Here is a 24,567-nt window from a genome sequence, read left to right on the forward strand (position 1 = left end):
ACGCCCGCCGCGATCGATGAGAAAAGAGGAATTATGCCCACTCCCGAGAATCTTGCCACCGACGCCACCGTCGCCATCATGCTGGCCGACGGCTTCGAAGAAGTCGAGGCCCTGGCCGTCGCCGACGTACTGTACCGCGCGGGAGTGCGCTCTGACCTGATCTCCGTCACCGACGCGCGTCACGTGACCAGCTCGCACGGCATCCGCGTCGTCGCCGACCTCATGCTCGAGGATGTGGACCTGTCCGCCTACACCCTTCTCTTCCTGCCCGGCGGCATGCCGGGCACCCTGGGCCTGAAGGCCACGCCAGCGATCCAGACCGAGGTGCTGCGCCGAGCCGATGCGGGCCAGCCCGTCGCCGCGATCTGCGCCGCCCCCTCAATCCTGGCCGAGCTCGGCGTCCTCGAGGGCCGCCACGCCACCGCCAACCCCGCCTTCGTCAAGGCCATCGCCGCCGGCGGCGCGATCGTCCACGAGAATCCGGTCGTCGTCGACGAGTTCATCATCACCAGCCGCGGCGCTGGCACCTCCCTGGAGCTCGGCCTCGAGATCGTGCGCTACCTCCTCGGCGACGAGGTTGTTGACGAGGTTGCCCGCGGCGTCGTGCTCGCCCGCTGACGCGCCCCGCCTCGTTCCTCATCCCTCCCGAAAGGTCACGACTCCCGCATGAGCCCGCGTAAGCCTCGTCCCTGGCCCGACGCGCCCGCGCCCCTGGCGGCGCCCGTGGTGGACAACCACACGCACCTGCCCACCCACGTCGGCGAGATCCCCCGACGCGAGGGCGTGGCGCTCAGCCTCGAGGACCAGCTGGATCGTGCCCGCCAGGTCGGCGTGACCGCGTTCATTTCGAGCGCCTGCGAGCTGCCCGACTTCGACCCGATGATCGAGCTGGCTCACATCCACGAGGGGGTGCGCGTCGCCCTGGCGATCCACCCGAACGAGGCGGCGCTGCACGCGGGCTGCGCCGACCCTTCGCCCGACGGCCTGACCCCGAAGGTGCGCGAGCATCACGTGCCCCTCGACGAGGCGCTGGCCGCCGTCGAGGCGCGCCTGGGCGACCCGATGGTCGTCGCGGTGGGGGAGAGCGGCCTGGACTATTTCCGCACCGCGGACCCGGGACGTCAGGCGCAGAAGGAGTCTTTCCGCGCGCACATCGAGATGGCTGCGCGCGCTGGCTTGCCGCTGCAAATCCACGACCGCGAGGCGCACGAGGACACCCTGGCGATCCTCGACGAGTGCGCGACGCCGGATCAGCGCATCGTCTTCCACTGCTACTCGGGGGACGCGGCGATGGCCCAGCGCCTCGCCGAGCGCGGCTGGTACGCGTCCTTCGCGGGACCCATCACCTACCCGGCGAACTCCGACCTGCGCGACGCCCTGGCCGCGCTGCCTCGCGAGCTCGTGCTGGTGGAAACCGACGCCCCCTACTTGACACCCATCCCGTGGCGCGGCTGCCCCAACGCCTCCTACGTCATGGCCCACACCGTGCGCTTCATCGCGCAGCTGTGGGACGTCACGGAGGAAACCGCCTGTGATCAGCTGCGTGCGAACACCGAGGCCGTGTACGGGTCCTGGTGGTGAGTCGCGCCGGTTCTGCGCAGGCCCGGAATGACGCTCGTTGACGAGGCCGTGGCCGGGCAGCGGGATGCGCGCACGCACGCGTGAGGTGCATCAAAAGTACTCGCGAAACGGTAACAAATTGGTTACGGTTGGGGTGTCAGTCCGGTTCCGGGCACCCACGCGAGATAATCCGACGCCCCGAGTGGTGAAGGACACCGCAGAGGTAACGGAGCCGGAAACTACGAAGTCTGGAGCCCCGTGAGCGTTAAGCCCTCCCGCACAACCGTCATCTCCGTCGCCACTGCGACGGCCCTCCTCGTGGCCGGCGCTGGTGCCGCAGCCATCGGTACCTCGTACCGCCACGTCACCGTCGAGGTGGACGGCGTGAGCCGCGACGTGTCCGGATTCTTCACCACAGCGGGCGACGCCCTGAGTACCGCGGGCGTGAGCGTGGGTGCCCACGACCTCGTCGCCCCCGCCTCCGACCAGTCCGTCTCGAACGGCGACACGGTCGTCGTGCGCACCGCAACCGAATACACCGTGACCGTCGACGGCACCGCGACCACCGCGTGGTCCACGGCCTCGACCGTCAGCGGCGTCCTGAACGCACTGCCCGCCCAGGCCTCGTCGATGGCGGCCGACCGCTCCTACACGCGCACCGAAATGCCCCTGGGTGAAGCAGGCCAGACCATCCACGTCGTCGCCGACGGCACGACTACCGACGTCGTTGCCTCCGCCGACGAGGGCACCACCGCGATCCTGGACAAGGCTGGCATCTCCGCCGGTCCGATCGACCGTTTGATCCTGGAGAACAGCGGCGGCGAGGCCACCCTGCGCGTCTCGCGCGTCGTGCGCGGCTCCGTGTCCACGACGACCGAGATCCCCTTCGAGACCGAAGAGCGTGAAGACCCCGAGGCCGAGGAAGGCACCGAGACCGTCGTGCAGGAAGGCGTCGTCGGCTCCGAGGTCACCGAGGCCTACCAGGAGACCATTGACGGCAACGTGACCGTCTCCGCAGTCCTGGCCACGACCCGCACCGAGCCCACGACCCGCATCGTCTCCAAGGGTACCAAGGAAAAGAAGAAGGCCGAAGAGACTCAGCAAAACACCGATTCCTCCTCGTCGTCCTCCGGCTCCTCCTCGTCCTCCTCCGGCTCGTCCTCCTCCGGCTCCTCCTCATCCTCGGGTGGCTCGGCTGCCGTTTCCGGCGACGACGCCTCGATCTGGGCGGCTATCGCCCAGTGCGAGTCCGGTGGCAACCCGACGACCAACACGGGCAACGGCTACTACGGCATGTACCAGTTCTCCCTGCCGACCTGGCAGTCCGTGGGCGGCACCGGCCTGCCCTCCGACGCCTCGGCTGAGGAGCAGACCATGCGCGCGCGTATGCTCCAGCAGCGCGCGGGCTGGGGCCAGTGGGGCTGCGCCTACAAGCTCGGCCTTGTCTAACGTGACGTTAGCCCCGGTAACGCTACTGTTCTAGCGTTTCCCGGGGCTCTCACGCTAAGCTGACCAGTAGAACCAATATCGAGTAACCGGGAGTATCGTGAGCCACCACCTGAGCAACTCGCTGAGCGCCTCCGCTGCCAGTGCCCTGCATGTCCTCGGCGGACACGTGCGTGCTTTTGCCCCCTCGCCGCGCGTCGTTCTGGGCGTCGCGGCCCTGGCCTCCGTCGGCGTCCTGGGAATCGCCGGCGTGGGCGTGGCATCCTCGCATACCACCGTCATGCTTGAAGTCAACGGCGTGTCCCGTCCCGTCACCGCATGGGGCAACACCGTCGCCGACGCGCTCAAGGTTGCCAACGTGAGCGTCGGCAGCGGCGACCTGGTCCAGCCCGGCGTGGCGGAGACCGTGCGCGAGGGTGACACGATCGTTGTGCGCACCTCTAAGGCCTACACGGTGACCGTGGACGGTGAGCCCCGCACCCTGTGGACCACGGCCGCCTCTGCCGACAGCATCCTCGCGGACGCCGCGCCCCTGGGTACGACGGTCACGCTGGCCGCCGACCGCTCCGCCTCCCGCGACGAGCTCACCCCGCTGGTGTCCCGCGCCCGCAACGTCATCGTGAACGCCGACGGCACCACGCGCGAAGTCGCCGTGCGCCCCGGACAGGATGCGCGCGGCATCCTTGAGGCCGCTGGCGTGTCGGTTCACGCCCTTGACCGTGTGACCGTCGAGAACGACGCCACCGGCGAGCTGGCGATCACCGTGAGCCGCGTGACGCGCGGCCAGGCCACCGAGACCGTCGACATTCCCTTTAGCGAGACCACGACGACCAGCTCCGACATGTTCGTCGGCGAATCCCAGGTGACCACGACCGGCGTCAACGGCGTGACGACCTGGACGGTGTGGCAGGAGAAGGATGGCGACCAGGTCCTGACCTCCGTGCCGATCACCGAGCACTCCACCTCCCAGCCCGTCACCCAAGTGCGTAGCGAGGGCACGAAGGAGGCAACGCCGACCGCCCTCGTCGCCGCCGGCATCGACCCCAAGGCCACGCTCGAGGAGAAGACCGAGTCCGATGGCACCACCTCCGTGCGCTACCGCGCGAAGCTGGGCTCGATCTCCACGAAGGAAGAGATCGCCGAGATCACCGGCGAAGCGAAGAACGCCGATCAGGCCACGGCAGCCGCTGCTGCGGCCGCAGCCGCCGAGGCTGGCGCCGTCCCGACAACCTACTCCGGCGAGGACCCGCGCTCCCTGGCCAAGCCGCTTGTCGCGGCCCAGGGCTGGAGCGACAGCGAGTACCAGTGCCTCGTGCTGCTGTGGAACCGCGAATCGCAGTGGAACCCCTACGCCGAGAACTCCTCCTCGGGCGCGTACGGTATCCCGCAGGCGCTGCCGGGCTCCAAGATGGCCTCTGCGGGCGCCGACTGGCGTACCAACCCGATCACCCAGATCAACTGGGGTATCGGCTACATCAAGGGCCGCTACGGCACGCCCTGCTCCGCGTGGGCGCACTCCAACGCGGTGGGCTGGTACTGAGGTCTGACGCTTTTCGGGCGGGGCTGGCAACGATGGTTGCCAGCCCCGCCCCTTTTGTCGGTGTGCGGGTGGAGTTGTGCTGGCGTGGTGGTTGTGCTTGTGGGCGCGCTGGTGTGGCGGCTCGCAGAGCGCGCTCATCCGGATAGGTAACGAACATCTGGATAGGTAATGAACATCTGGATAGCTTATTAACCTATCCGGATGTGGCTAACCTATCCGCGTGTGGCTAACCTATCCGGATGTGTGACCGTGCCGAGCGCGCTGCCTGTTCCGTGGCCTCGTTTCCAATGTTGCACGTAATTCCCCGGCGTGTATTTCAGGATTTGAAATCACATCGTTGGAATCATGCGGTTTTGTGGCATTGCTAGAATCTGACCAGATTAAATTACGTGCGACATTGTTGAGGAACGTCAGATGTTGGCGGAGTCGGCGATGGGCTGGGCCTGGCGCGCTGTCCTGGCCTGGCGCGCTGCCCTGGCCTGGCGTGCTGTCCTCGGTGAGCAGGCGAGGAAGTACGAGGTGCGTGTCGTCCTGCCGCCTCCGCCCGCCCCGTGACGCTCCGAGCCTCACACCGTGCCCAGCCCCGGCCTCGTCGGCCCCGTGCACTAGACTTGCCAGCGTGAGCCGATCCTCCAGCCCCCGCAACCAGCGCGATTCGCGCCGCCTCGACCCGACCTTGCCCGAGGGCGCCGTCCCCTCCGAGACGGGCCTGCTCGGCCCCCTTGAAGTCAAGGCCATCTCCGAGGCGCTCGGTATCCGCCCCACGAAGGTGCTCGGCCAGAACTTCGTGCATGACGCGGGCACGGTGCGCAAGATCGTCGCAGCCGGTGGCGTCGAAGAGGGCGACGAGGTCGTCGAGGTCGGCCCCGGCCTCGGCTCCCTGACGCTCGCGCTCCTGGAAGTCGGCGCGCGCGTGCGTGCCGTCGAGATCGACCCGCCCCTGGCCGCCGCGTTGCCCGAGACGGTGCGCGCCCGCATGAGCGAGGCCGCCGACCGCTTCCACGTTGTCACCATGGATGCCACGGAAATCAGCGGCGTCGATGACTTCGGCGTGGACTGGCCCGCCCCCACCAAGCTCGTCGCGAACCTGCCGTACAACGTGGCCGTGCCGGTTCTGCTCAACATGCTCGAGGCCTTCCCCTCCATCCAGGGCGTCGTCGTCATGGTCCAGGCCGAGGTCGCGGACCGCCTGGCCGCCGGCCCCGGATCGCGCACCTACGGCGTGCCCTCCGTGAAGGCCTCCTGGTACGGCTCGGTCGAGCGCGCCGGCACGATCGGCCGCTCGGTGTTCTGGCCCGTGCCCGGCGTCGATAGCGCCCTCGTGCGCCTGACGCGCCTGGAGAGCCCGCGCGGTGACGACGAGCTGCGCCGCGCCACCTTCGAGGTCACCGACGTGGCCTTCGGCCAGCGCCGCAAGACCCTGCGTGCGGCCCTCAAGAACTGGGCGGGCGGCCCCGAGGCCTCCGAGGCCCTTCTGTCCGCAGCAGGCATCGACCCGACGCGCCGCGGCGAGACCCTCTCGATTGACGAGTTCGTCGAGCTGGGCCGCGCCGTCATCGAGGCCCGCGCAAACGGCAGCCTCGCGCCCTCGACCGCTGCCCGCTGACGGCCACCGGTCAGACAATCGGCAGGAAGAAGGAACGCCATGCGTGAAGTGCGCGCCAGTGCGCCCGGAAAAGTCAACCTGACCCTGCGCGTGGGCGCGCCCACGCCGGACGGCTACCACCCCCTCGTCACGGTCTTCGAGGCCCTCAACCTGCGCGAGACCGTCACCGTGCGCACCTCCAAGACGCCCGGCGTGCGCGTCGAGACGATCGCCTACCTGCCCGACGGCAGCGTCGACGAGGCCACGACCCGCGCCATGGCGGACGTGGACCCGGCCACCCACCTGGCCGTGCGAGCCGCGCGCGTCCTCCAGCGCCTCGCCGCCGCGGGCCCCTGGGCCTCGACCGCAGCGGGCCTGAGCATTCGCGTCGACAAGCGCGTCCCCGTCGCCGGCGGCATGGCCGGCGGATCCGCAGACGCGGCGGCCGCCCTCGTCGCCTGCAACGAGCTCTGGGACCTCGGCCTGGGAGACGAGCAGCTGCACGCCATCGGTCGCTCGCTCGGCGCCGACGTGCCCGCCTGCCTGGCGGGCGGTATCGCTCTGGGAACCGGGCGAGGTGACCACATGAGTGTCCTGCGCGAGGGGGACGAGGCCGGGGCGGAGTACCAGCACCACTGGGTCATGCTGCTCGCCCACGAGGGCCTGTCCACCCCGTCAGTGTTCCGCGAGTTTGACCGAGTTGACGCGGCAGGAGCCCCCGCCCTGGCCGAACCCACGCCCGAGGAGGTCGCCGCCCTGTGCGGGGAACCCGAGGAACTGAGCCACTGCCTCGTCAATGACCTGCAGGCGCCCGCACTGCGCCTGCGCCCCGAGCTGGCCGAGACCATCGCCGCGGCGACAGATGCGGGCGCCCTGGCCGTCACGCTGTCCGGGTCTGGCCCGACCGTCGCGGCCCTCGCGCGCGACGCCGAGCACGCCCGCACGCTCGCGGCCACCCTGAGCGACGCGCCTACGGTCGCGCGCGCGATCCCCACCCACGGGCCCGCGTGCGGCGCCCGCATCGAATCGACGGAGGCCATCTGATGGCGCACCTGCTCGGAACCCAAAACGTCGGCGCCCTCGCGGGGTCGCGCAAGCTCCTCGAAGGGGTCACGGTCGGCCTCGACGACGGCAGCCGCGTCGGCATCCTCGGCCCCAACGGTGCCGGAAAGTCCACCCTCCTGCGTATCGTTGCCGGCACGCAGGAACCCGACGGGGGAGTGGTCACCCGACGCGACGGCGTGCGCGTCGCCGTCCTGACCCAGGCGGACACGCTCGACCCCGAGGACACCGTGATCCAGGCCGTTCACCCCGGCATGGAGGAGTACGAGTGGGCCTCTGACCCCGCCGTGCGCGACATCCACGCCGGACTCCTCGCCGACATCAACCCCGCCGCCCTCGTCGGTACCCTGTCGGGTGGACAGCGCCGCCGCGTCGCGCTCGCCCGCGTCCTCGCGGCAACCGCTGACATCGTGTGCCTGGATGAGCCCACCAACCACCTCGACGTCGAGGGCGTGGCGTGGCTCGCCGCGCACCTGAACGCCCGCTTCGCCCGCCCCGGCGCGTCGGGCGCGCTCCTGGCCGTCACCCACGACCGCTGGTTCCTCGACGCCGTGTGCGAGCACATCTGGGAGGTCGTCCCCGGCGTCGACCCGGGCGGCGACCGCGCGCAGATCGCCGGGCACGTCGAAATCTACGACGGCTCCTACGCCGCCTACACCCTTGCCCGCGCCGAGCGCATGCGCCAGGCGGACGTGGCCGCCGCCAAGCGCGCCAACCTGCTCACCAAGGAGCTCGCGTGGCTGCGCCGCGGGGCGCCCGCCCGCACCTCGAAACCGAAGTTCCACATCGCCGCCGCCGAGGCCCTCATCGCCGACGTGCCGCCCCCGCGCGACACCGTCGAGCTGGTGAAGATGGCGACCGCGCGCCTGGGCAAGGACGTCATCGACCTCGAGGACGTCTCCGTGTCCTTCACGCGCCCCGACGGCTCGAGCCTGAGCATCCTCGAGGGCGTCACCTGGCGCCTGGCCCCCGCCGAGCGCGTCGGCATTGTCGGCGTCAATGGCGCCGGCAAGACGACGATCCTGAACCTGCTGCGTGGCGACCTCGAGCCCACCTCGGGGCGTGTCAAGCGCGGAAAGACCGTCCAGGTCGCCACCCTCTCCCAGGACACGCACGAGCTCGACGCCCTGGCCGACATGCGCGTCGTCGAGGCCGTCGCCGACGTCGCCCAGACCGTCGTCGTGGACGGCAAGGAGGTCAGCGCCTCCCAGATGACCGAGCGCATGGGATTCACGCGCGCCCGCGCCTACACGCGCATCAGCGAGATCTCGGGCGGCGAGCGCCGTCGCCTCCAGCTCATGCGCCTGCTCATGAGCCAGCCGAACGTGCTGCTCCTCGACGAGCCCACGAACGACCTCGACACCGACACCCTGGCCTCGATGGAGGACCTGCTCGACACCTTCCCGGGCACCCTCGTCGTCGTCTCCCACGACCGCTACCTCCTCGAGCGCGTCACCGACCACCAGGTCGCCCTCCTCGGCGACGGCCAAGTCCGTGCGTTGCCCGGCGGCGTCGAGCAGTACCTGCAGATGCGCGCCTCCGGCGACTTCAGGGCGTTCGGTTCGTCCTCTCGCACCGACGAGGCCGGCTCCGCCTCCCGCTCTGCCGCGCAGCCCGCGGACGCCGCCTCGGGCGGGGAGAGTGCGGGGCAGGGGAGCGCTCGCGGCGGCGTGAGTGACGCTGCGGCGCGGCGCGCGGCCAAGAAGGAAGTGGCCCGCATCGAACGCAAGCTGGAGCGCCTGCGCGCCGAGGCCTCGTCCCTGGAGGCGAAGCTGGAGAAGCTGTCGATCAAGGTGGCGACGGACCCCTCGGCAGTGTCCGAGCTGACGAAGGTCTCGGCGGCCCACCAGGATGTCCTGACCGAGATGGACGAGCTGGAGGAGGCTTGGCTCGAGGCCGCCGATTTGCTCGAGTGAGCGGATCTGTGAGTGGTGGCTGACGGGGGCGAGCACCTCTCGCGCAGCTGTAGCCGAGACCTCGTCGCCTCATTCGCAATCCCTGTGATCGCGTTGGAATCTCATAATTATATTTACAGTGCAAATATTGGTCTGTGGCTTATTCGCATTATTACGCGGTTCTTGACTGGGAAAATTTCTGAGCAACTCTTTGATAGTGGTCAGATTCCGCTACTATGTGCCCGGGTTCCTTCCAACAAGTGAAACCTAGGAGCGAAGCGGCGCTGCGAGCGCGCTTCAGGGCATGAAGAGAGGTTTGAGAGTTACATGAAACGCGGACCATTTATCGCCGGAGTGGGCCTGCTCGGCGTCATCGCGCTGGTGCCCGCACTGATTCCCAGTGCGGTCGCGGCCGACGGACAGTACGGCGCGACCGTCCCCTACACGCGATACGAGGCCGAGGAGGCGAGTCGTTCCGACGGGGCGACGCTTGAGCGCTCCGACGACCTCGAATCGACGGCCATTGAGGCCTCGGGACAGTCCTATGTGGCACTCACGAGCAAGGATGCCTCCCTGGACTTCGTCGCGACGACCGCAGCCAACGCCCTCGACCTGCGCTTCACCCTGCCCGATCACACCTCCGGTCGTGTTGACGTGCGCGTCAACAACGAGACCGTCGCGACCCTCGACCTCTCCTCCGAGACCGCCTGGCAGTACGTCGGCGGCGACCACGTGTACGACGAGCCAGGAGAAGGCACGAAGGCGCGCTTCCGTTTCGATGAGGTGCACACACTCCTGGGGCGCCAGATCCAGAAGGATGATCATATTCAGATCGTCAAGGTTGGCGACGATCAGAACGCCTACGGCATCGACTTCGTCGAGCTCGAGCAGGCCGCGCCCGCCATCGAGCGTCCCGAAGGTGCCGTGAGCGTGGCCGACTACCAGGGAGCCAAGCCCGGCGACGGCGTCGACGACTCCGATGCGCTTATCTGGGCCATGAACCAGGCTGCGGCCACCTCCAAGACCGTCTACATTCCCGCGGGTACGTGGGAGTTTGGCCGCAAGATCGGCCTGGACCACTCCGGCCTGACGATCCAGGGCGCGGGCATGTGGCACACCAACGTGCGCTTCACCTCCGACCAGGCTGGCGGCGGTGGCTTCGTCTTCAACCGCGGTGTGGGCGGCGTGACCATGACCGACTTCTACATGTCTTCGAACCTGACGTCTCGCTTCGGTGAAAAGGCGCAGTACAAGGGCTTCGCTGGCTCGGCCGGTGCGAACACCCGCGTCGCCAACGTGTGGGTCGAGCACTTCGAGTGCGGCTTCTGGATGGGCGACTACGTGGATGCCAGCCAGATGACCTACACCGACGGCATGGTTATTGAAAACGCGCGTATTCGCAACAACTTCGCGGATGGCGTCAACTTCGCGCAGGGCACTGCGAACTCCACGGTTCGTAACTCCTCGGTGCGCGGCAATGGTGACGATGGTCTGGCCTCGTGGTCGAGCATCGACACGTCCACCAACAGCCAGGCGCGCATCGCCGAGCGCAACTCCTTCGTGGGCAACACTGTCGAACTGGGCTGGCGAGCCTCCGCCATCGGGCTCTTCGGTGGCAAGTCCCACGTCATCAAGGACAACCTCATCGTCAATAACTTCTCCGGTGCGGGTATTCGCCTGAACACTGTGTTCGACGGTCACAACTTCGACCTCAACACGGACGGCGGCATCTCGATCTCGCACAACAAGCTCGTGCGCTCGGGCACCACGGATGACTTCTACGGAAACACGCGCGGCGCGATCGACTTCCAGGAAGCGAAGGGCGACATTCGTAACGTCACCGTCTCGGACAATCTCATCGTGCGCCCCTACGCCGAGGAGATCCGCGCGGACTTCGGCCTGGGCCAGGATGCTCTGTCCGCTCGTGGCATCACGCTGCGCGACAATAAGCGCGACGACGAGGCCATGGACACTGCGCAGGCGACAATCGTCAACCATGTGCTGGTGGGGGATCAGGTCGTGCGCACCGTTCCCGAGACGGAGAACTACAGCCTCTACTGGTACCAGCGCGACGAGCGCGGCGCTCACGGCACGATCAACCGCTACTGGGTCTCCAAGGCGGACGGCGTGGCCATTACGCCCGACATGGAGTACTCCGTCGAGGGTGGTAAGCGCGTCTACAACGTGACCCTCGCTGACCTGCCCCAGTATCTGCCGACGTCGACCGACTTCTCTGGATCCTACGACTATGTCGCCGATCTGGAGCGCTCGCAGCCCGCAGATGACGGCACGACGATCGTGATCCGCTTCTGGTCTGCGAAGTGATCGCTTCCTGACTGACTGCTCTGGTCCACAAGCGCCCGCGCTGCTCCTCGGTGGCGCGGGCGCTTCGGCGTCTTTGTGTGGGTCAGGCAAGGGTTGCCACACCGGCGCAGCACAGGCTCACCTACCCGAATTACGCAAAAGAAATGAAGGTTTTATTTACGTAATTAGTAATGTCAAAAGTTCGTAAATGAGCCTCGGAAGAGGAGCTGCAAACATTGGAGTTGCAACGAAAAACCCTTTCTTTTGCACATGTTGCGAAAAGGCGTATCACTGGAGTCAACAGCGCGGCCAACCCGGTCGCGACCGGCCACATTGAAGCCCCTCGGGGCCACGTTGAAAAGGACACTCCAATGGCAGATATGCCCCGCATCCTCGACTGCTCCGTTCTCGACTGCTCCTACAACAAGGAGAAGAACTGCGGAGCCGCCGCGATCACCGTCGGCTACTCCTCCTCCTGCACGACCTTCATCCCGCTGACCGTCAAGGGCGGCCTCGCCAAGGCCGAGACCTTCGTCGGCGCCTGCCAGAAGGCCGACTGCACCCACAACAACGCCCTCGAGTGCACCGCCGCCTCCATCTCGGTCGGCGCGGGCACCGCGGACTGCCTCTCCTACGAGGCGCGCTGAGCGCACCACACGCGAACGAGGCCGTGGCGGGAATACCTGCCACGGCCTCGTCGTATGTTCGGCGCAGATGGGGGAGCGGGCCTCGAGCTATGCGCCAGAGTGGGCCTGCCCCGCGCTCTCGTCCCCGAGCGGATCGGAGGTCAGTGCTCCTCGCCCGCGCGCACCCGCAACGTGGGGCGCGGGCTCAGGCCACGCTGGCCGTTCCAAATGAGGTTGACGACGTGGGCGGCGACCTCGTCCTTCTTCATGCGCCGATCATCCAGCCACCACTGGCCGACCTGTGCGATGAGGCCGACGAGCATCTGCGCGTACAGGGGAGACCAGGTGGCGTCGAAGTCTGAACGCTTGAACTGCTCGGCGATGATGTGCTCGACGCTGACGGCCACGTCACCCATGACGGAGGAAAACGATCCCGCCGTGCGATCCGAGGGTGCGTCGCGCACGAGCACGCGGAATCCGTCCGTGTTGCGCTCGATGTAGTCCAGCAGACCCAGCGTGGCGTTCTCCAGGATCAGGCGCGGACGCTCGGAGGACTCCAGGGAGGACTGGAGGGAGGCAATCAGGGCCTGAACCTCACGGTCGACAATGACGGCATACAGACCTTCCTTGCCGCCAAAGTGCTCGTAGATGACGGGCTTGGAGACTTTCGCTCGGGCGGCGATCTCCTCGACGCTGGTTGCCCCGAACCCCTTTTCGGCGAACAGGGAGCGCCCCACGGCAACCAGCTGCTCGCGGCGTGCGAAGCCGCTCATCCGTGTCCTCTTCTCAGCCATGCATCCAGTATCACACGGGACGAGGCCGGGGCGGGGTGGGCGTTCCGCGCGCGGGGGAGTGGCGCGTTTGAAAGCGTGGGAGTGGTCCGGGTATTATCACCGTGGACGCATTCCGCCTTGGTGTAACGGCAGCACAGAGGTTTTTGGTGCCTTTAGTCTAGGTTCGAATCCTAGGGGCGGAGCGATCGGACCCGTTGGGGTCCGTTAACCCTTTGAGGAGGAATATGTCTCGCCCCGCCGCCGTCATCGTCCTGGCCGCCGGTCAGGGAACGCGCATGAAATCCGCCCTCCCGAAGGTCGTGCATCCCCTCGCTGGCCTGTCCATGATCGGACACGCTCTGCGCGCGGCTCACGGCCTCGACCCCGAGCATCTGGTTGCGGTCGTGCGTCACCAGCGCGAGGTGGTCGCCGCCGAGATCGCGCGCGTCAGCCCGGCCGCCATCATCGCCGACCAGGACGAGATTCCCGGCACCGGACGAGCTGTCCAGTGTGGCCTCGCGGCCCTGGACGGCGCCGTCGCGCCCGCGCCCGGCACTATCGTCGTCACGTACGGCGATGTGCCTCTCTTGTCCACGGATACCCTGGCCCAGCTGGTCGCCACCCACGAGGAAGCGGGTCATGCTGTCACCGTCTTGACCTCGCGCGTCGAGGATCCCACCGGCTACGGACGCATCATCCGTGACGCATCGGGCACGGTCACCGCGATCGTCGAGCAGCGCGACGCGACGCCCGAGCAGGCCGCCATCAACGAGATCAATGCGGGCATCTACGCGTTCGACGCCCAGTTCCTGCGCGAGTCCCTGGCCTCCCTGGGGACCGACAACGACCAGGGCGAGGTCTACCTGACCGACGTGCTGGCCGCCGCCGCGCCCGCCGGGCGCACCGCTGGCGCCCTCGAGCTCACCGACCACTGGCAGAGCGCGGGCGCGAACGACCGTGTCCAACTCGCCGAGCTGGGCGCCGAGCTCAACAAGCGCATCTGCGAGGCGCTCATGCGCTCCGGCGTCACCATCGTCGATCCGGCCTCCACCTGGGTCGATGTCGACGTGAGGGTCGGTGCAGACACCACGATCTACCCCGGCACCTGCCTGAGGGGTACCACAAGCGTTGGGGGTAACTGTGAAATCGGTCCTAACGCCACACTGATTGATGCGGAAATCGGGGACCGAGCTGTGGTTCCCACCGCGTGGATCGGTCAGGGCTGCGTTGCAGCCGATACGATGGTTAAGCCATACGCCACCATCGGCACACTGATCGCGGCGCCTCGCGCCTGATCCAACACAAGGAGAGACAACCGCATGAGCGGACTGGTGACCACCGGAGAGAAGAACCTCGTCCTCGTTTCTGGACGAGCTCACATGGACCTGGCTCACGCCGTGGGCGAGGAAATCGGATGTGGGGTTTCGCCGGTGACGGCCTACGACTTCGCCTCCGGCGAGATTTACGTGCGCTTCAACGAGTCTGTTCGCGGCGCCGACGTGTTTGTCCTGCAGTCCATCGCGGGCGACATCAACAAGTGGATCATGGAGCAGTTCATCATGATTGATGCTGCCAAGCGTGCCTCCGCCAAGCGCATCACCGTGGTCGCTCCCTTCTACCCCTACTCGCGCCAGGACAAGAAGCACCAGGGTCGTGAGCCCATCTCGGCGCGCCTGATGGCTGACCTGTACCGCAGTGCCGGTGCCGACCGCATCATGAGTGTGGACCTGCACGCCTCGCAGGAGCAGGGCTTCTTCGACGGTCCGGTTGACCACCTGTTCGCCATGCCGGTCCTCGTGGACTACGTGCGCGGCCGTGTCGACCTGTCCAACACGGCCATTGTCTCCCCGGATGCAGGCCGCATCCGCGTTGCCGAGAAGTGGTCGAAGAAGCTGGGCGGCGCACCCCTGGCCTTCGTCCACAAGACCCGCGACACGACTCGCCCGAACGTCGCCGTCGCGAACCGCGTCGTCGGCGAGGTCGCTGGCAAGGAATGTGTCCTGGTTGACGACATGATCGACACCGCCGGCACGATCACCGAGGCCATCAAGGTCCTCAACGATGCCGGCGCCAAGAAGGTCATCGTCGTGGCCACCCACGGCATCCTCTCAGACCCCGCCACCAAGCGCCTGTCCGAGTCCGGCGCTGCCGAGGTCGTCGTCACCGACACCCTGCCGATCCCCGCTGAGAAGCGCTTCGAGCAGCTCACCGTCCTCTCCATCGCGCCGCTCCTGGCCCGCGCGATCCACGAGGTCTTCGAAGACGGTTCGGTCACATCCCTGTTTAACTGACCATTTCCCGCTTCACATCCGCCCTCGCCGTGAGGTACCCTGTTGGGGTTGCTCCGGCGAGGGCGGATCCGTATCCGCCGTTATCGACAGGGCCTGAATTGATGCGCGCCGCGCTTCCTTCACTCTGCCGACACCGACGCCGGACCTGAGATGCGAAGGAAAACACATGAGCGACAACCCCGTCCTGCTTGCCGAAGAGCGTTCCGAGTTCGGTAAGGGTGCTGCCCGCCGCGCCCGCCGCGCAGGCAAGGTCCCCACGGTCCTGTACGGCCACGGCGAAGAGCCCCGTCACCTCGACGTTCCCGGCCACGACCTCTTCCTCATCGTCCGCGGCAACAAGAACGCGCTCGTTGAGCTCAAGATCGACGGCAAGTCCCAGCTCGCCCTCGTCAAGGACGTTCAGGTTCACCCCGTGCGCCGCGACATCCTGCACGCCGACTTCCAGGCCGTCAAGGCCGGCGAGAAGGTCGACGTCGAGGTCCCCGTCGTCGTCGTCGGCGAGCCCGTGCCCGGCACCGTCCACTCCCTGGAGGAGTTCACCATCCTGGTGAAGGCCCCCGCCACCTCCATCCCCGAGCACGTCGAGGTCTCCATCGAAGGCGTCGAGGCCGGCTCTGCTGTGCACGTCTCCGACCTGAAGCTGCCCGCTGGCGTTGAGGTCGAGCTCGACGCCGAGACGGTCATCCTGTCCGTCCAGGAAGCCGCCGCTGAAGAGGCCGAGGAAGCCCCCGCTGAAGAGGCTCCCGCCGAGGGCGACGCCGAGTGACACTCGCGTAGCACACGCTTTCCACGAGGGGGCGAGGCCAGTGCCTCGCCCCCTCGTCGTATCTGCGATACTGGGGGCATGAGTGACCTCCACGTGATCATCCCCGCCGGCGGCGCCGGCACCCGCCTCTGGCCGCTGTCGCGGCGCCGCCGCCCCAAGTTTCTCCTCGACCTGGCCGGTACGGGCCGCACCCTCCTGCAAGGCACGGTGGACCGTCTGGCTGAGTCGGCCTCGTCGGTGACCATCGTGACCGGAGCAGCGCACCGCGACGGCGTGCTTGCCCAGCTGCCCGAGTTCGCCTCTTCGCAGGACCGCACCCTCCTCATCGAGCCGTCGGGCCGCGACTCCATGGCCGCGATTGGCCTGGCCGCCTACGTCGTGCGCGAGCGCTTCGGGGAGGACGCCATCGTCGGCTCGTTCGCCGCAGATCACCTGATCGCCCGCCCCGAGCTGCTGCGCAGCGCCGTCGAGACCGCGATTGACGCCGCGCGCCAGGGCTACGTCGTCACGATCGGCCTGACGCCCACCGAGGCCTCGACCGCCTACGGGTATATCGCCCCCGGCCCGCAGTTGAGCGACGGGGACGAGGCCGGGGCCCCCAGCGCTCAGGCGAGGGCCCGCCGGGTCGCTGAGTTCGTCGAAAAACCCGACGCCGAGACGGCCGCGCGCTATGTGTCGGCGGGCTACCTGTGGAACGCCGGCATGTTCATCATGTCCGCGGGCGTTCTGGCCTCCCACCTGGCCCGGCTCATGCCCGACCTGCACGCCCGCCTGGAGACGATCGCGCGCACGTGGGGCACCCCCGCGTTCGAGGCGACCCTCGAGGAGAACTGGCCGCACCTGACGAAGATCGCCATCGACCACGCGATCGCCGAGCCCGTCGCCGCCGACGGGGGAGTGGCCGTCGTACCCGCCAACGCGCAGCTCGGCTGGACGGACCTGGGGGACTTCGAGGCCCTGACCGGCATCGCGGCCGCCGCGGGTGGCCTCGGCGAGGCAATCCGCGTCGATTCCGAGGGCGCCGCGGTCTACGGGACCACCGGTGAGGAGGGCCCGCTCGTCGCCCTCGTCGGCGTGCCCGACGTCGCGGTAGCCCTGACCCCCGACGCCATCCTCGTCACCCGACTCGATCGCGCGCAGTCCGTTAAGGCCGTCGTCGACACGCTCGCGCACAGCGGTCGCTCCGACCTGCTCTGAGGCCAGCGCACAGGCGGCGCGAGATGACGCGTTCCGCGCCCACGCCTTGCGCCGCCTGCGGCTTTTCGTGTCCGGGTGAGGTGCACCGCCCCGGGCGGCGGTCGGCGCACTGTGGCTGGTACCGTGATGGGCAGAAAGACGCCCCGACGAAAGGCATCAGACGTGAATAAGCGGACCCTCGCCGCCCTCACTACTACGGCCACGGCTGCCGCCCTGGTCATGAGCGCCTGCTCTCAGGCACCCAGCGCCACACCGGCCACCTCCGCAAAGATCTGCGCCGCCACATCGCACGCCGACGCTGCCACCGACCCCGCGGCGACCGCCCTCGCTGGCGCCGCCAATAAGTTGTCGATCGCCTACGAAGCGGCGTCCGGCGACGGCGCCCCGGCCTCGCTTGTGGCAGCTGGCTGCACCCTGATCGTCGGCACCGACTCGACCGTGGCCGTCTCCATGTCCGACGCCGCGCGCGCTAACCCGAAGGTCCGTTTCGCGCTCGTCGGTGCCTCGTTCACGGATGCGAAGGGCAACCCCGCCTCCCTCAAGAACGGCTCCGTCGTCAACGTCAAGGCCTCGGAGGCCGCCTACCTGGCCGGATACGCCTCGGCTGGCATGACCACGACGGGCACGCTGGCTGTCATCGGCGGGTCGCGCGACAACGTCACCAGCTCCCAGATGGATGCTTTCGCGGAAGGCGTCGACGCCTACAACCTGGCCAAGGGAACCTCGATCACCATCCTGGGCTGGAACAACGGGACGAAGGAAGGCACCTACGTCGACAGCGCCGAGCAGGTCGAGGCCACCACCGCCGATTTCATCGCCCAGGGCGCCGACATCATCCTGCCTATCGCCGGTGACAACAACGTGGGCGCCGCCCGCGCCGTCACGGCGGCGGCGAACCCGATGGTGCGCCTGGTGTGGACGGGCCTGACGAAGGACGACCTCAAGGGCCTGACCCGCGACGAGGCCGCCTCCACCGAGGAGGTCATGTCGGGCCAGTCCGGCGCGCAGTCCGCTTCACCCGTGGTCGAGCAGGTTGACACCCAGTCCTTCTCGGACGCGTTCAGCTATATCCAGATCACCGACGCCGTGCGCTCCACCATCGGCGCGCCCGTCCTGACCGGCATCGTCCTGGACTACTCCACCGCCATGGACACCCTTGTGTCCGAGGCCATTGAGGGCAAGCCCGCGTCGACCGTCCCGGTGTCCCTGGCTTCCGGTGGCGTCATCCTGACCGGCTTCGGCGCCTACACGCCGATGCTCTCCTCCGACCTCAAGCTGGGCCTGTCCGACATGGCTGGCCAGATCGAGACGGGCGGCATGGTCATCTCCACGCCTTTCGACGTGTGAGCTGATTCCGCGAGACGTTCGTGCCCCGGGCCGTCAGGCTCGGGGCACGACTGTGTGCGCGTGTTCGCGCCGGGGCTGGCCTAGATCGCCAGGTCAAGGGGCAGGTCGGCGATGTCGCGCAGCCGCTGCCCGTCGATCAGGTTGTCCAGCGTCTTCGTGGCCTCGGCGTTGTCCGAGGCGTGGGTGGCCTCCACCAGCTCGGGCAGGGCGACGTGGTACATCGTGTCGATGTCGCCCGTTCCCAGGGCCAGCGACGCCAGACGCGAGGGTGCTGGCTCGCCGGTGACGACCACGATGTGGGGCGTGCGGCCCTTGCGATTGCGGATCAGGTTCAGCGCTTCGGAGCGAGCGTTCTGGGCGCGGTCCGAGCGCAGGGTCCACTTGCACGAGACGACGGCGTGCACGATCGGGGAGGATTGGTTACGTGCCAGCAACGGGGAATACTGGGCGGCGCTGCCGACCGCGATTCCCGCCTCTTCGAGTTCCCGGTTCGTGATCGGCGAGCGAACGAGGAGAACGTCGGGCGAAATGTCGTAGGAGTTGCCCAGTACGGTCGCCAGTGTGGGGTTGCGCGCGATGGCCTCGGCCAGCTCATCCAGGTGGCGGTAGGGCTCGTAGTGCGCCAGGAACTGGCCCTGTCGGGAGCTGCCGACGTTGAGGACCTCCCAGCGGCCCGGACGCAGCGCCGACATGTGGGGGAAGGAGTCGCACAGGAAAGCGGAGACGGCCTCCTCGAAGTTCTTTCCCGCGCGCTGCCCGTCGAGCTTACGCATGCCGCTGGGGGCGCCCAGGCGCTGGGCGACCGCCAGCGCCAGCTGGCACGAGAGGCGCTGGTTCTTGTCCGCATTGCTCGCCACGCCGTCGGCGTTGATCGACAGGGTGCCCGACTCCGTCAGGTGGCGGTGGAAGAGAGCACGCTGCTCGGCCAGGTTGACGCTCATGCGACGGCCTCGCCTGAGGCCGACGAGGCGTTCAACACGGAGGCGATCCGCTCGCCGACTGCGCGCGCGACGGGCGGCGGGAATGCGTTGCCAACCTGGCGATACGCGTTGGTCTTTGCCCCCGTGATCGTCCAGTCGTCAGGGAAACCCTGGATGCGGGCGGTCATGCGAACGGTCAAGCGCGGGTCGCCCTGGAAATCGGGGTCGGGGGCCTCGGGTGCGATCGTCGAACCGTTGACGCCCAGCTCAGCCCATGCGCGTCGGGCGCGCGTGGGCCCCAGGTCGGGGCCACCGTGCTTCTTAGAGCCGCCCACGAGGGTCGGCGCGATGCGGTTGGCGCGCTTGGCCCATTCCTGCGCGCCCTTCCAGCCGCGCGCCGCCATCAGGTCGACGAGGGTCTGGCCGACCGTGGGCGCATCCTGCGGGGACGGCTCGGGGTACTCAAAGGAGGCCTCGATGTCGTCGCGCAGACCCACGGCGATGACGCGCGGGCGCAGCTGGGGGACGCCGAAGTCGGAGGCCTGCAGGAGCTTCCACTGCAGGCCGTAGCCGATCTCGCGCAGGTGCTCCTCGACGTCCGCGCGATACTGCGCGAACTTGGGATCCAGCAGGCCGCGCACGTTCTCAATCATGATGGCTCGCGGGCGCACGACGCGCACGAGCTCGATCATGGCGGGAAAGAGGTCGCGTTCGTCGTCGGGGCCCAGCTGCTTGCCCGCGTAGGAGAAGGGCGGGCAGGGCACGCCTCCGGCGACCAGGTCGACCCCGGCGTACTCGTGCGCGTGCTCCTTGATCCAGGGGACGACGTCGCCCTCGATGACGTTCCAGCTCGGACGGTTTTCGCGCAGCGTGTTGCAGGCGTGGTGATCGATTTCGACGACGGCCACGTGATCGAATCCGGCCTGCTCCAGTCCGAGCGCCTGTCCGCCCGCACCTGCACAGATCTCAATCGATGTCAGGGCCATGTCCCACCTTCCGCCGCTGTGTCTACCGGACGATTGTAGGGGAGGGGCGGATGGGGTGCGCCGATCGAAGCGCCGCACGGCGGGTGGCAGCGGGGTGTTCTCACTCATACGTGCAGGCTAGGGACAGCCGTGCTCATCTGCGTCCCGCGTGGGTTGTCGGGGACGAGGCCGGGGCGCCGCGGGCGGTTAGCGCGCGGTCATGAGAGCAAGGGCCGCGCCCGCGGTGATCGCGTCGGCGTCCAGCACGAAGGCCGGGTCGACGCAGTACTGGCCGGGGCCGGAGGGCGCCGCGGGATTCGTCGTCAGGGCGTGCGCCAGGCACTGACGCACCGCGTCCTCGGGCAGGGAGGAGGCCAGAGTGCGACCGTCGGTGGACACGCTCAGGGCCAGGCCCGCCCCGGCCTCGTCGATGGGGACTCCCAGGCGCTCCAGCAGGGTGGCCAGGAGGCCCGAGGCCTCGTCCACGCGCACGGGCACCGGCGAGCGAGACCCCAGGTCAGACAGGCGCGAGACGGCTCGGTCCACGTAGGCGCCGATCATACCCTCGCCCACGAACTCCCAGCCGCCTTCGGCGCGCGGGAGGGCGGGGTCCTCGCCCAGCCCGGCCACGGCCTGGTCGATGAGGGCCAGCTCGGTCTCGGAAGCGGGGGCGCCCTCGCGTGTACGCTCCACCGCGCGCCCGCCGAGGTAGATGAGTGCCTCGCCGCTGGCGCGCACATAGACGGCGCCGTCGGCCATCACCATGCGTACCGCGAAGGCTGTCAGCGGCGCGGGCAGAGCGCGTGGCATGAGGAGGGCGTGGCCGTTGGCCGCCTCGATGATCGCGGCGCCGTCGCGGGCCAGCTCGTCGCAGCGCGGATCCTCGTAGCCGATGATGAGGCGGAAACGACCCCGCGTCGCAGAGGCGAGGAAGGAAGTGATACCCGCGAACAGGGACGGGCCAGCAGAGCGTGTCATGTGTTGAGAGTAACACCGTGTCTCGGGTGCGGAAAGCGGAGAGGCGCGGCGCTCCCACCCCGCGCGTTCGGGCAGCCGCGTGACGCAGGTGGGGGAGCGCGCCGCTATCCTGGGGGCAGCGATGAAGGAGGAAACATGCAGCTGACGGACACAACGGACGCTCTTTCGCTGACGCGCCAGATGATCGACATCCCCTCGGAGTCGGGCAATGAAGGGCCGCTCACGGACGCGGTCGAGGCCGCCCTGCGCGATGCGGGCTTCGGGACCGTGGACGCCCTGGAGATCCTGCGCGACGGGGACGCCGTGTGCGCGCGGACCCACCTCGGCCTGGCCGATCGCGTCGTTCTGGCGGGGCACCTGGACACGGTGCCGATCGCCGACAACGTGCCCGGGCGCACCGAGGTCCGCGACGGCGTTGAGGTCGTGTGGGGGCGCGGCTCGGTCGACATGCTCGCCGGCTGCGCGGCCGCGCTCGCGCTCGCGTGCGAGGCCGGGGCTGCGATCGCGGGCGGCGCGCAGCAGGTGCTGACCTCGGACGTCACCTGGATTTTCTACGACCATGAGGAGGTCGCCTCGCATCTGAACGGCCTGGGCCGCATCCAGCGACGCTTCCCCGACTGGTTGGCGGGCGACCTGGCGCTGTTGGGTGAGCCGACGGCCGCGCAGGTCGAGGGTGGCTGCAACGGGACACTGCGCGTCATTGCGCACTTCCCGGGGCGGGCCTCGCACTCGGCGCGCGCCTGGATGGGCGTGAACGCGATCCACGCGATGGCCCCCGTCATTGAGCGCATCGCCGCCTACGGAAACCCCGTCGAGGTGGTCGACGGCCTCGAGTTCCGCGAATCGCTTTCGGTCGTGCGCGTCGAGGGCGGCATCGCGAACAACGTGATCCCCGAGGTGGCCTCCATGACCGTCAACTACCGCTTCGCGCCCTCCAAGCGTGCCGACGACGCCCTGGAGTGGGTGCGCGGCCTCTTTGAGGGCACCGGCGCAACCATCGACGTCGACGACCTGTGCGAGGGCGCCAGGCCCGGCGCGGATTCTCCCGTCGCTGAGCGTTTCTTGTCCGTTGCGCGCGCTCGCGCCGCCGAGGCCGGGGTTGAGCTGGGTCTGTCCGCCAAGGTTGGGTGGACCGACGTCGCCAGGTTTACGCAGGTGGGGGTCCCCGCGATGAACTTTGGCCCCGGGGATCCTCTGCTTGCCCACACGCGCGACGAACATACGCCGGTATCGGATATTGTCAGGGTGCACGACACCCTGCGTGCATTCCTGCTCGCGCAGTAGCGAGCGCTCACGCGCGCGTGGCGCGCACCCTCGTTGACCGGGAGGAAACGATCATGAGTACCCCTGAAGAGACCTACCGCCGCGGATCCGTCGTCCTGCGTGGGGACCAGATCCCGCGTCTGACGGCCGATGCGTCGCTGCTCCAGACCGAGCACAGCTCCGACTGGAAGCACACTGACCCCTGGCGCGTCCTGCGCATCCAGTCCGAGTTCGTGGAAGGCTTCGAGGCCCTGGCGAAGGTTGGCCCCGCCATCTCCGTGTTCGGCTCGGCCCGCACGAGCCCGGATGACCCCCTCTACGAGTGCGCTCGGCGCATCGGCGAGCTGCTGGTCGAGCGCGGCTACGCGGTCATCACGGGCGGCGGGCCGGGCATGATGGAGGCCGCGAACCGCGGCGCGTGGGAGGCCGGCGGCACGTCCGTGGGCCTGGGCATCGAGCTGCCGCACGAGCAGAGCATGAACCGGTGGGTAAACCGCGGCGTGAACTTCCGCTACTTCTTTGCCCGCAAGACCATGTTCGTCAAGTACTCCCAGGGCTTTATCGTCATGCCGGGCGGTTTTGGCACGATGGATGAGCTCTTTGAGTCGGCGACCCTGGTTCAGACCGGCAAGATTCGTTCCTTCCCGCTGGTGCTCGTCGGCACTGCCTATTGGTCGGGCCTGGTCGACTGGATTCGCTCCTCGATGGCCGATGCGGGCATGATCTCGCCCGGAGACGTCGACCTGCTGCACGTCGTGGACGATCCGGAGGAGGCGGTGCGCCTGGCCACGGGTGCCTAGTAGATGTTACGGCTTTGTGAGGGGCGCTGAAGAGGAATTATCGCAGGATTGTCAGACTTAATTGATCGCTCGGCCTATTTTGTGGGTGTGATGCTGGGCGACCTGTCAAGGAAAGTGCGCGGTTTTCCGGTAAGATTGATGGGTGTGCCGCCGCAGGTGGCGGCGGTGCTACTCTGAGAGGAGTCCTCAACATGGCAGCGATGAAACCTCGCACGGGGGATGGTCCCCTCGAAGCGACCGCGGAAGGTCGCAGCATTGTCGTGCGGATCCCCACCGAAGGGGGCGGCCGCCTCGTTATCGAAATGAGCCCGCAGGAAGCCCAGGACCTGGCTGAGGTTCTGACGTCGGCGATCTAAGGCGACATAACGGCGGTGGGACAGGCCTGGCCTGTCCCACCGCTTTGTTATCTCTGGTGCGCCGCTCCCAGCGGCGATAGAGCGCGTCTCTCAGCGCTTGACGGCGACCGCCAGGCCGTCGCCGACGGGCAGCAGAGCGGGCACGAATTCTTCAGAGTCACGCAGGTAGTTGACGACTTCGCGGGCGACGACGGTGCGGGCGTCGCGGCGGGCGGGGTCGGCCACCTGGTCGTGCCACAGGGCATGGACGAAGGCGATGGTGCCGCCGGGGCGCAGGATGCGCACGGCGTGATCCAGGTACTGCGGGGTCTCGTCGAGGTCCCCGTCCAGGACGACCATGTCGTAGCCGCGCGCGGCCATGCGGGGCAGCACGTCGAGGGCACGCCCGGCGATCAGGCGCGTGCGGTGGGAAGACAGGCCGGCGGCGGCGAAGTTGCGGCGTGCGTGGCCCAGTAGCTCGGACTCGACGTCGATGGTCGTCAGGACGCCGTCGGGGGCCATACCGTCAAGGAGCCACAGGCCGGACACTCCGGCGCCCGTGCCCACCTCGAGGACGGCTCGCGCGCCCGCGACAGCGGCGAGCATACGCAGGGCGGCTCCGGTACCAGAGGACACGGGGGAAGCTCCAAGCTCGGATGCGACAGCGCGCGCGGCGGTCAGAGCGTCGCTCTCCGCCACGTAATCTTCGGTGTACACCCAGGTCTGGGCCTTATCCGCCATCTGTGATCCTCACGTTTCCTCGGTCGCCACAGCAAGGTGCGTCCACGTGTGTGCGCCCCTCTCCAGGCATCAGGGTACAGGCGAGGGGCGACAGGGGCGCGTTGGCGCTCCGATCTCCCGCGAAAAACGTGACGACAGCGCTGAGAAGTGCATCCGGCAAGCCCTCGAAAAAG

At 68.2% G+C, this 24,567-nt stretch carries 23 protein-coding genes and 1 tRNA gene; 19 read left to right on the top strand and 5 right to left on the bottom strand.

Annotated features, from left to right (window positions below):
- The first annotated feature begins 33 nt into the window (after window positions 1-33).
- The 10 genes from O3669_RS03250 to O3669_RS03295 all read left to right on the top strand — a co-directional run bounded on the left by O3669_RS03250 (window position 34) and on the right by O3669_RS03295 (window position 12,039).
- Window positions 34-618: a DJ-1 family glyoxalase III gene (locus O3669_RS03250; protein WP_371523619.1), complete on the top strand. Its 585-nt coding sequence runs from the start codon at window positions 34-36 to the stop codon at window positions 616-618.
- Between the two features lie 48 nt (window positions 619-666).
- A complete protein-coding gene (locus tag O3669_RS03255) occupies window positions 667-1,581 on the top strand; it encodes a TatD family hydrolase (protein ID WP_371523621.1) in 915 nt (304 codons plus the stop codon).
- A gap of 237 nt (window positions 1,582-1,818) precedes the next feature.
- The gene (locus O3669_RS03260; protein ID WP_371523622.1) at window positions 1,819-3,009 is read left to right on the top strand and encodes a transglycosylase family protein; all 1,191 of its coding nucleotides are present in this window, start codon (window positions 1,819-1,821) and stop codon (window positions 3,007-3,009) included.
- A gap of 97 nt (window positions 3,010-3,106) precedes the next feature.
- Window positions 3,107-4,546, top strand: coding sequence for a ubiquitin-like domain-containing protein (locus tag O3669_RS03265; RefSeq protein ID WP_295918874.1), 1,440 nt, complete (start codon window positions 3,107-3,109; stop codon window positions 4,544-4,546).
- 414 nt (window positions 4,547-4,960) lie between these two features.
- Window positions 4,961-5,101 (top strand): hypothetical protein, encoded by a 141-nt coding sequence (locus O3669_RS03270; protein ID WP_371523623.1) that lies wholly within the window; start codon window positions 4,961-4,963, stop codon window positions 5,099-5,101.
- 64 nt (window positions 5,102-5,165) lie between these two features.
- Window positions 5,166-6,152, top strand: coding sequence for a 16S rRNA (adenine(1518)-N(6)/adenine(1519)-N(6))-dimethyltransferase RsmA (rsmA, locus tag O3669_RS03275; RefSeq protein WP_295969356.1), 987 nt, complete (start codon window positions 5,166-5,168; stop codon window positions 6,150-6,152).
- Between the two features lie 39 nt (window positions 6,153-6,191).
- Window positions 6,192-7,175, top strand: a complete 984-nt coding sequence (locus O3669_RS03280) for a 4-(cytidine 5'-diphospho)-2-C-methyl-D-erythritol kinase (protein WP_371523624.1) — start codon at window positions 6,192-6,194, stop codon at window positions 7,173-7,175.
- Window positions 7,175-9,109 (top strand): ABC-F family ATP-binding cassette domain-containing protein, encoded by a 1,935-nt coding sequence (locus O3669_RS03285; protein WP_371523626.1) that lies wholly within the window; start codon window positions 7,175-7,177, stop codon window positions 9,107-9,109. Before O3669_RS03280 ends, O3669_RS03285 begins: the two co-directional genes overlap by 1 nt.
- 306 nt (window positions 9,110-9,415) lie before the next feature.
- Entirely contained in the window at window positions 9,416-11,413 is a 1,998-nt protein-coding gene (locus O3669_RS03290; RefSeq protein WP_371523627.1) for a glycosyl hydrolase family 28-related protein, read from the top strand.
- Window positions 11,414-11,763: 350 nt separating this feature from the next.
- Complete coding sequence (locus tag O3669_RS03295; RefSeq protein WP_295918866.1) at window positions 11,764-12,039, top strand: DUF1540 domain-containing protein; 276 nt, start codon at window positions 11,764-11,766, stop codon at window positions 12,037-12,039.
- Window positions 12,040-12,179: 140 nt separating this feature from the next.
- Here the strand turns inward: O3669_RS03295 and O3669_RS03300 are convergent, their stop codons facing one another.
- On the bottom strand, window positions 12,180-12,812 hold the full coding sequence (locus O3669_RS03300; protein ID WP_295918864.1) for a TetR/AcrR family transcriptional regulator: 633 nt from the start codon (window positions 12,810-12,812) through the stop codon (window positions 12,180-12,182).
- A gap of 111 nt (window positions 12,813-12,923) precedes the next feature.
- Between O3669_RS03300 and O3669_RS03305 the strand changes: the two genes are divergently transcribed.
- The 6 genes from O3669_RS03305 (at window position 12,924) to O3669_RS03330 (ending at window position 18,392) form a co-directional block, all read left to right on the top strand.
- Window positions 12,924-12,994, top strand: a tRNA-Gln gene (locus O3669_RS03305).
- Between the two features lie 42 nt (window positions 12,995-13,036).
- Window positions 13,037-14,086, top strand: a complete 1,050-nt coding sequence (locus O3669_RS03310; RefSeq protein ID WP_371523628.1) for a bifunctional N-acetylglucosamine-1-phosphate uridyltransferase/glucosamine-1-phosphate acetyltransferase — start codon at window positions 13,037-13,039, stop codon at window positions 14,084-14,086.
- A gap of 24 nt (window positions 14,087-14,110) precedes the next feature.
- Complete coding sequence (locus O3669_RS03315; protein WP_371523629.1) at window positions 14,111-15,082, top strand: ribose-phosphate diphosphokinase; 972 nt, start codon at window positions 14,111-14,113, stop codon at window positions 15,080-15,082.
- Window positions 15,083-15,248: 166 nt separating this feature from the next.
- Window positions 15,249-15,848, top strand: a complete 600-nt coding sequence (locus O3669_RS03320; protein ID WP_295918860.1) for a 50S ribosomal protein L25/general stress protein Ctc — start codon at window positions 15,249-15,251, stop codon at window positions 15,846-15,848.
- A 78-nt stretch (window positions 15,849-15,926) separates the two neighbouring features.
- Window positions 15,927-17,045 (top strand): mannose-1-phosphate guanylyltransferase, encoded by a 1,119-nt coding sequence (locus O3669_RS03325; RefSeq protein ID WP_371523630.1) that lies wholly within the window; start codon window positions 15,927-15,929, stop codon window positions 17,043-17,045.
- Between the two features lie 162 nt (window positions 17,046-17,207).
- Window positions 17,208-18,392: a BMP family ABC transporter substrate-binding protein gene (locus O3669_RS03330; protein ID WP_295918856.1), complete on the top strand. Its 1,185-nt coding sequence runs from the start codon at window positions 17,208-17,210 to the stop codon at window positions 18,390-18,392.
- A gap of 80 nt (window positions 18,393-18,472) precedes the next feature.
- Here O3669_RS03330 and O3669_RS03335 read toward each other — a convergent pair whose 3' ends face one another.
- The 3 genes from O3669_RS03335 to O3669_RS03345 all read right to left on the bottom strand — a co-directional run bounded on the left by O3669_RS03335 (window position 18,473) and on the right by O3669_RS03345 (window position 21,255).
- Window positions 18,473-19,333, bottom strand: coding sequence for an NgoMIV family type II restriction endonuclease (locus O3669_RS03335; protein WP_371523631.1), 861 nt, complete (start codon window positions 19,331-19,333; stop codon window positions 18,473-18,475).
- Window positions 19,330-20,298, bottom strand: coding sequence for a DNA cytosine methyltransferase (locus tag O3669_RS03340; RefSeq protein WP_371523632.1), 969 nt, complete (start codon window positions 20,296-20,298; stop codon window positions 19,330-19,332). The genes O3669_RS03335 and O3669_RS03340 overlap by 4 nt, the downstream gene beginning before the upstream one ends.
- A 186-nt stretch (window positions 20,299-20,484) precedes the next feature.
- On the bottom strand, window positions 20,485-21,255 hold the full coding sequence (locus O3669_RS03345; RefSeq protein ID WP_371523633.1) for a phosphomannomutase: 771 nt from the start codon (window positions 21,253-21,255) through the stop codon (window positions 20,485-20,487).
- A gap of 135 nt (window positions 21,256-21,390) precedes the next feature.
- Between O3669_RS03345 and dapE the strand changes: the two genes are divergently transcribed.
- The 3 genes from dapE (at window position 21,391) to O3669_RS03360 (ending at window position 23,674) form a co-directional block, all read left to right on the top strand.
- Complete coding sequence (gene dapE, locus O3669_RS03350; protein WP_371523634.1) at window positions 21,391-22,539, top strand: succinyl-diaminopimelate desuccinylase; 1,149 nt, start codon at window positions 21,391-21,393, stop codon at window positions 22,537-22,539.
- A gap of 53 nt (window positions 22,540-22,592) precedes the next feature.
- Entirely contained in the window at window positions 22,593-23,318 is a 726-nt protein-coding gene (locus O3669_RS03355; protein WP_371523635.1) for a TIGR00730 family Rossman fold protein, read from the top strand.
- 191 nt (window positions 23,319-23,509) lie between these two features.
- Window positions 23,510-23,674: a DUF3117 domain-containing protein gene (locus O3669_RS03360; RefSeq protein ID WP_295918844.1), complete on the top strand. Its 165-nt coding sequence runs from the start codon at window positions 23,510-23,512 to the stop codon at window positions 23,672-23,674.
- Window positions 23,675-23,764: 90 nt separating this feature from the next.
- On the opposite strand, the gene O3669_RS03365 is transcribed toward O3669_RS03360, so the two are convergent.
- Entirely contained in the window at window positions 23,765-24,394 is a 630-nt protein-coding gene (locus O3669_RS03365) for an O-methyltransferase (RefSeq protein WP_295918841.1), read from the bottom strand.
- Window positions 24,395-24,567: the final 173 nt, after the last annotated feature.

It is taken from the genome of Pauljensenia sp. 20925_1_34 (genome assembly GCF_041432775.1).
GTDB lineage: Bacteria > Actinomycetota > Actinomycetes > Actinomycetales > Actinomycetaceae > Pauljensenia.

Bases quoted from the DNA above. Each gene is read 5' to 3' on its own strand.
- O3669_RS03250 (WP_371523619.1), top strand. From the start codon at position 34: ATGCCCACTCCCGAGAATCTTGCCACCGACGCCACCGTCGCCATCATG.
- O3669_RS03255 (WP_371523621.1), top strand. From the start codon at position 667: ATGAGCCCGCGTAAGCCTCGTCCCTGGCCCGACGCGCCCGCGCCCCTG.
- O3669_RS03270 (WP_371523623.1), top strand. From the start codon at position 4,961: ATGTTGGCGGAGTCGGCGATGGGCTGGGCCTGGCGCGCTGTCCTGGCC.
- O3669_RS03280 (WP_371523624.1), top strand. From the start codon at position 6,192: ATGCGTGAAGTGCGCGCCAGTGCGCCCGGAAAAGTCAACCTGACCCTG.
- O3669_RS03285 (WP_371523626.1), top strand. From the start codon at position 7,175: ATGGCGCACCTGCTCGGAACCCAAAACGTCGGCGCCCTCGCGGGGTCG.
- O3669_RS03290 (WP_371523627.1), top strand. From the start codon at position 9,416: ATGAAACGCGGACCATTTATCGCCGGAGTGGGCCTGCTCGGCGTCATC.
- O3669_RS03295 (WP_295918866.1), top strand. From the start codon at position 11,764: ATGGCAGATATGCCCCGCATCCTCGACTGCTCCGTTCTCGACTGCTCC.
- O3669_RS03300 (WP_295918864.1), bottom strand. From the start codon at position 12,812: ATGGCTGAGAAGAGGACACGGATGAGCGGCTTCGCACGCCGCGAGCAG.
- O3669_RS03310 (WP_371523628.1), top strand. From the start codon at position 13,037: ATGTCTCGCCCCGCCGCCGTCATCGTCCTGGCCGCCGGTCAGGGAACG.
- O3669_RS03315 (WP_371523629.1), top strand. From the start codon at position 14,111: ATGAGCGGACTGGTGACCACCGGAGAGAAGAACCTCGTCCTCGTTTCT.
- O3669_RS03320 (WP_295918860.1), top strand. From the start codon at position 15,249: ATGAGCGACAACCCCGTCCTGCTTGCCGAAGAGCGTTCCGAGTTCGGT.
- O3669_RS03325 (WP_371523630.1), top strand. From the start codon at position 15,927: ATGAGTGACCTCCACGTGATCATCCCCGCCGGCGGCGCCGGCACCCGC.
- O3669_RS03335 (WP_371523631.1), bottom strand. From the start codon at position 19,333: ATGAGCGTCAACCTGGCCGAGCAGCGTGCTCTCTTCCACCGCCACCTG.
- O3669_RS03340 (WP_371523632.1), bottom strand. From the start codon at position 20,298: ATGGCCCTGACATCGATTGAGATCTGTGCAGGTGCGGGCGGACAGGCG.
- O3669_RS03345 (WP_371523633.1), bottom strand. From the start codon at position 21,255: ATGACACGCTCTGCTGGCCCGTCCCTGTTCGCGGGTATCACTTCCTTC.
- dapE (WP_371523634.1), top strand. From the start codon at position 21,391: ATGCAGCTGACGGACACAACGGACGCTCTTTCGCTGACGCGCCAGATG.
- O3669_RS03355 (WP_371523635.1), top strand. From the start codon at position 22,593: ATGAGTACCCCTGAAGAGACCTACCGCCGCGGATCCGTCGTCCTGCGT.
- O3669_RS03360 (WP_295918844.1), top strand. From the start codon at position 23,510: ATGGCAGCGATGAAACCTCGCACGGGGGATGGTCCCCTCGAAGCGACC.
- O3669_RS03365 (WP_295918841.1), bottom strand. From the start codon at position 24,394: ATGGCGGATAAGGCCCAGACCTGGGTGTACACCGAAGATTACGTGGCG.